Here is a 3700-nt window from a genome sequence, read left to right on the forward strand (position 1 = left end):
TTGCGGCTGAACGAGTCGGTGATGCTCGATGTCGGTGACTGGCGCGAAGATCTGGGTGTCTTCGGCAAGCTGCATGTCCGCTACGGCAAGGGGAGTCAGGGCCGTGGACCGAGGGCCCGGTTGGTGCCGGGGATCGACGGGGTGGATGTGCTGCTGCGCTGGTGGCTGGACGAGGTCCGGCCTCATTTCCCCGGCGACCACACCGATCCGCGGGCGCCGATGTTCCCCAGCGAGCGCCGCACCGCGACGGGCCGTGTCGGTGCGCACGCCCTGCGGTCGGGGCTGGCCGCCGCGGTTGAGGGGTTCCTGCCCGCCTGGTCGGGCCGGCTGTCCCCGCACGGGCTGCGGCATTTTTGTGCCTCGTCGCTGTACGGGCGGGGGGTGGATCTGAAGGCGATCCAGGAGCTGCTGGGGCATGAGTGGCTGGCGACCACGACCCGCTACATCCATGTGCGGGCCGAGCACATCGAGCACGCGTGGGCTCAGGCCAATGCGCGGGTGGCCGGCCGCCTGGGCCTGGGCGAGGGGCGGGGCTGCTGATGCGGTGGGAGCTGCGCCAGCGGGCGGCCGAGCGCGGGATCACGACGTCGGCCGAGGTGCGTCGCCGCCTGGCGGCAGCGGGCCTGCCCATCAGTGCGGGGAAGATGTCCGCGCTGTGGTCGACCACACCGGTCACTGTGCGGCTGGACGACCTTCAGGTGATCTGCGCGGTGCTGGCATGTGAGCCGTCCGATCTGCTCGTCCGCCAGACCGCGGCGCCTGCTTCCCGACCCGGGCACGCCGCCCCGGCCCCGGCCAGCGCGGCCGCGGAGCACCCTGGGCGGCTGCGCCGGCTGGTGCCGCCGCTGTGACCGGCCCGGCCCGCAGCAGGGCGATGTGTGCGGGGTGCGGGCGGCGGCCGCCGGCGATGGGGCGGGTGGAGTTCTGCTTCACCTGCTGGCCGGGCGGCCCGGTCACCCCGCCGCCCTGCCTGCGCTGCGGCTCAACCCGCCTCTACTACGCGACGGGGCTGTGCGAGCGCTGCCATCCGTCCGCGATCCCGCCGCCCGACTCGTGCACCAACTGCGCGGCGTGGGGCGCCACCCGGAACCTGGGCTGGCTGTGCAAGGGCTGCGCGTCTTGGTGTCGCAAGTACACCGTCAAGGCCTCCTGCATCGTGTGCCGGTATGACGCGGTCCTGGACGGGGACCGGATCTGCAGGTTGTGCCGTAAGCAGGCCACCCTCACCCGTGGCGCCCACAGCGTGTTCTCATGGGAGGAGGTCAGCCGGCGGGGGCAGCAGCTGTTCTTCGCCGATCTGTTCTCCAGCCGTCACCGCGGTGCCGCGATCGCTGAGCCCGTAGCGCTGCGGACTGAGCCGGTGCCACCGCCCGCGCATCGGCAGCTGGTCCTGTTCGAAGCGGTGCGCACGCTGCGCCGTCGTGGCATCGAGGGACTGGCCCGGCGCGCGGATCCGCAGCTGGCGGCGTGGGCGGAGCAGTTCACGCGTGAGGATGCGATCCGCTACGGCTGGAGCCGTGATCTGACCTGGCGGGTCCGTACCGGCGTCAACATCGTCCTGGGTTTCCTCCAGGCTCCGGGGGCCACGCTCACGGTCGTCGATGTCGCCGTGCTGATGGAGGTCAACCTGCCTCACCGGCATGCGACCGCGGTCCTGGAGCGAGCCGGCCTGCTCGCCTGCGACCGCGCCCCCGCGGTGCTGGGCTGGGGCGAGGAGCGGATCACCGCGCTGCCTCCCGGCATGGCTAGCGAGGTTCGTGTCTGGCTGGCCATCATGCACGCCGGCAGCACGGTCCCGCCGCGGCGCCGTCCGCGCTCCGAGTCCACCATCCGTCTTCACCTGCGCTGGGCCCTGCCCGCCCTGGCCCGATGGGCTGCTGAGGGCAAGACCTCCCTGCGCGAGATCACTCCCGGCGACGTGCGCACCGTGCTCCCACCGGCTGGAGCCGCCCGCACCCAGATGGGTCAGGGACTGCGCTCGATCTTCCGTGTCCTCAAAGCTCGCCGCCTGGTCTTCACTGACCCGGCCCGCCAGGTCACAACCGGCTTCCCCGATCCCACCATCCCGATGCCGCTCCCGGTCGAGCACATCCGCGCTGCTCTCGACTCCACCGATCTGGCCCAGGCGCTGCTGTGCGCGCTGGTTGCCTTCCATGGCCTGACCGCCCAGCAGCTCCAGCACCTGCGCCTCACCGACGTCCACGACGAGCGTCTCGACGTCGGCGACCGCCGGGTCCCGCTCGCCGAACCGGCCCGCAAGTGTCTGGCCGCCTACCTCGAGCACCGCCGCCGGCGCTGGCCCATCACCGCCAACCCCCACCTGTTCGTCCACTTCCGCAGTGCGACCACCACCGCCCCCGTCGGCCATCGCTGGATGAATCTGCGTCTGGGCCCCCAGCTGACGTGTCGGTCTCTGCGCACCGACCGCCTGCTCGATGAGGCTCTCGCTCCTGACAGCGACGCTAAGCGCCTGGGCGACCTCTTCGGTATCAGCACCCGCGCCGCCCAGCGCTACACCCAGAGCCTGGGACATCCCGGCCTGCAGGGGCTGTCCCCGCGCGGCCAGGGTTGCCCCTGATGTCGGCGCCTTGCGGCCTGGGTGGCTGAACCCTAGGAACGAATGTCAGAGAAATTTACATCTCTGAGGATGTAGATGCAGAGTTTTTTACATCCAGGGAGTAACTAAGTCTGCGATTCTGTGTAACTATCTCTGCATGGACCGTGCTGAGCAGGTGGCTGCTCTCTCTGGAGCCGCCGCAGATCAATGGGGCCTGGTGACGGCCGCGCAAGCCAAGGAACTGGGCGTCAACGGCGTGCAACTGCTGCGGCTGACGGAGGCCGGCCTCCTGGCGAACGTGGGCCGCGGCGTCTACCAGCTGACCGCCGCAGGCGTACCGCCCCACCTGGAGGTGAAGGTCGCCTGGCTACGCCTGCAGCCCAAACAGTTCCTGTGGGATCGGCCCGTCGGAGACCCGGACTCCGGCGTCGTCTCCCACGCCTCCGCCTGCCAGCTGCTGGACCTCGGGGACATTCCCGCCCCGGACGTAGAGATCAGTGTCCCGCGCCGACGGACCACAACCGAACCGTTCGTGCGCCTGCGCACTGCGCAGGTCCCAACGACAGAGATCACCACAGTCGACGGCCTGCCCGTCACCACAGCCATGCGCACCATCACCGACCTGCTGCACACCGGTGCCGATGGCGGACACGTCGGCGGAGTCATCGCCGACGCCGAACGTCGCGACCTGATCACTGTGGACGACCTGGCAGAACGCGTCCAGCCGTTCGCCCGGAAGTACGGCCTGAAAGCCAGCGCCACCGGACACGACCTAATCAACCACCTCGTCGCGCAAGCCGGTGAAAGTCTGCGCCGCCAGGAAGTGGACCGTGCCAGCCAGGAAGGGTTCGACCAAGCCGTCCACCTCCTCGCCGAACGCCCCGAACTCATCGAGCTCATGTGGGCGAGGCGGGCAGCTGCGCGCCAGCAAAGCGACCCGTCGCCCACTGCATCTGCGCTTGACCCTGCGCTGATGGAGGCGATGCGGAAGGCGTTGATGCCGTTCGCGGAGTCGGTGCGGAAGGCGTCGCAGCCGAACCCGGCGATGGAGGAGGCGATGCGGAAGATGTTGATGCCGTTCGCGGAGTCGGTGCGGAAGGCGTCGCAGCCGAACCCGGCGATGGAGGAGGCGATGCGGAAGGT

4 protein-coding genes are annotated in these 3700 nt (G+C 70.1%); all 4 read left to right on the forward strand.

What is annotated here, in order from left to right:
• The coding region (locus tag ABZV94_RS33710; RefSeq protein ID WP_356347272.1) for a tyrosine-type recombinase/integrase at nucleotides 1-540 on the forward strand (540 nt) is incomplete at its 5' end.
• A complete protein-coding gene (locus ABZV94_RS33715; RefSeq protein ID WP_356347274.1) occupies nucleotides 540-851 on the forward strand; it encodes a helix-turn-helix transcriptional regulator in 312 nt (103 codons plus the stop codon). The genes ABZV94_RS33710 and ABZV94_RS33715, both read left to right, overlap by 1 nt.
• Before the next feature lie 65 nt (nucleotides 852-916).
• The gene (locus tag ABZV94_RS33720) at nucleotides 917-2578 is read left to right on the forward strand and encodes a hypothetical protein (protein WP_356347277.1); all 1662 of its coding nucleotides are present in this window, start codon (nucleotides 917-919) and stop codon (nucleotides 2576-2578) included.
• A 136-nt stretch (nucleotides 2579-2714) separates the two neighbouring features.
• On the forward strand, nucleotides 2715-3700 hold a 986-nt coding region (locus tag ABZV94_RS33725; protein ID WP_356347279.1), incomplete at its 3' end, for a type IV toxin-antitoxin system AbiEi family antitoxin domain-containing protein.

This window comes from Streptomyces sp. NPDC004658, from assembly GCF_040609555.1.
In the GTDB taxonomy this organism is placed as follows: Bacteria; Actinomycetota; Actinomycetes; order Streptomycetales; family Streptomycetaceae; genus Streptomyces.

Excerpts from the sequence above, each read along its gene's own strand:
- ABZV94_RS33715 (WP_356347274.1), top strand. The coding sequence starts at position 540 with ATGCGGTGGGAGCTGCGCCAGCGGGCGGCCGAGCGCGGGATCACGACG.